Below are 1,806 nucleotides of genomic sequence, written 5' to 3'. Positions count from 1 at the left end.
AGATGTGTATAAGAGACAGCCCCTGCTGCCGAGCCCTCCACGACCGCCCCCGCGGCCGGCCCGGCCACGCGCCCGGTGCGACAGGTCGTCGATCAGGTGACCAGCGCCTCCCGGCCGGTCACCGACACCGTCGCGAACGTCCTGCGCCCCGTCACCGGCACCGTGGAACGCGTTACCGACGCGCGCCCCGTGACCGCGGTCGTCGACACCGTCGACGACGTGGTCGGCAGCGTCCCGGTGGTCGGCACGGTCCTCGGCGACGACACCCTCGGCACCGTCACCGGCCCGGTCACCGGCCTGGTCGACGACACGCTCGGCTCGGTCGGAACGACCGTCGGCACCGTTCCCGACGTGGTCGAGGGCGTCGTCCCGTCCGTCGGCGGCACCCTGCCAGGAGGCACGGACCCCGTCGTCGACGTCCCCGCGCTCCCGGTGGGCGGCGGCTCGAACCCGTCCGCCGGGCCCGTCCCGTCGGTACCGGTCGCGAACGCACCCGTCCGGCCCGGAACCGTCCCCACGCAGAGGGCCCCGGCACCCGAACGCCCCATCGCCGCCGACACCGTGGGTCATCGCTCCACCGGGCTGCGCCCGTCGGAGCCGCTCGCCGCACCCGTCACGACGGCCACGGTCGGCCCGGTCATCGCGGCTGTCGAGGCGCAGGACGCGACCCTCGGCGGGCACGCGCTGCTCGTCCCCGCGGACGGCGAGGGCCACGGGCTCCCGTTCGACGGAGCTGACGCCGGCGTGCTCGGTGGCAGCGCCTCCTCGGCCTCCGGCGGCGCAGCAGCCGTCGGCATCGTCGGCTCGACCGACGACATCGTCTCCCTCGCCGCGGGGTCTCGCGGCACGCTCTCCGACGACGCGGTCCCCGCATCCGTCGTCGGCGAGCACGACGTCGCCCCTGACTGAGATCGGTGCGCCTGTCCGCCACGGCAGGCACGCACACATCCCGGCTGCGTCCGCGGTCGGTGACGATCTCGATCAGGGAGTACGACCATGAACAAGTACGTCTCCAGAGGGCTCTGGTTCGCCCTCTTCGTCGGCGGGCTCACGCTCGGCGGCACGGCTGCGGCGAACGCGGCCACGACATCCGGTGCCGACGGCACCGTCTCGGGCACCCAGGTGGCCCCCGCCGTGGACGCCCCGGTGTCCCTCGGCGGCAACGCGATCGCCGTGCTCGGCGACGCGGTGTCGACGGCGACCGGCTCGACGCCCGCCGCTCCGGCGCCTGCTCCGGCCACGACCGCTCCTGCCCCGAGCACCTCGGGCGAGGACGGCACGCTCGCGGGCACGCAGGTGGTGCCGGACGTCGCAGCACCGGTGACGGTCGGCGGCAACGCGGTGGCCGTCGCCGGTGACGCGGTCTCGGCCGCCGCACCCGCGGCAGCTCCGACGCCTGCAGCCCCGGCTCCGGCTCCGGCGCCTGCCGCTCCTGCGGTTCCCGCTCCGAGCACCTCGGGCGAGGACGGCACGGGTTCCGGCACCCAGGTCGCCCCGGCCGTGACCGTCCCCGTGACGGTGTCCGGCAACGGGATCGGTGTCCTCGGTGACGGTGCGTCGACCTCGACCGCCCCGTCGGCGACCACGCCGGCGCCGGCCGCCGACGCCCCGTCGGCGCCGGCCAGCACCTCGGGTACCGACGGACTGCTCTCCGGCACCCAGGTGACCGGTCTGGTCGACGTCCCGGTGACCATCGGCGGCAACGGGATCGGCGTCCTCGGTGACGGGACCGCGACGGGCACGGCGCCCGCCGCGGGCACGGGTACCGGTACCGGTACCGCTCCGGCGGCCGGTGGTTCGACCTCG

General features: G+C 75.9%; 1 protein-coding gene and 1 pseudogene. Both read left to right on the top strand.

Annotated elements, in window-relative coordinates; translation table 11 throughout:
* Positions 1-96: 96 nt before the first annotated feature.
* The gene (locus DEJ17_RS17430) at positions 97-909 is read left to right on the top strand and encodes a hypothetical protein (RefSeq protein WP_146239766.1); all 813 of its coding nucleotides are present in this window, start codon (positions 97-99) and stop codon (positions 907-909) included.
* A gap of 87 nt (positions 910-996) precedes the next feature.
* Positions 997-1,806, top strand: a pseudogene (locus tag DEJ17_RS17425) (hypothetical protein); the annotation flags it as partial.

It is taken from the genome of Curtobacterium sp. MCSS17_011 (assembly GCF_003224275.1).
In the GTDB taxonomy this organism is placed as follows: domain Bacteria; phylum Actinomycetota; class Actinomycetes; order Actinomycetales; family Microbacteriaceae; genus Curtobacterium.
Note: the sequence above shows the minus strand (reverse complement) of the source record. Positions and strands in the feature narration are given on the sequence as shown.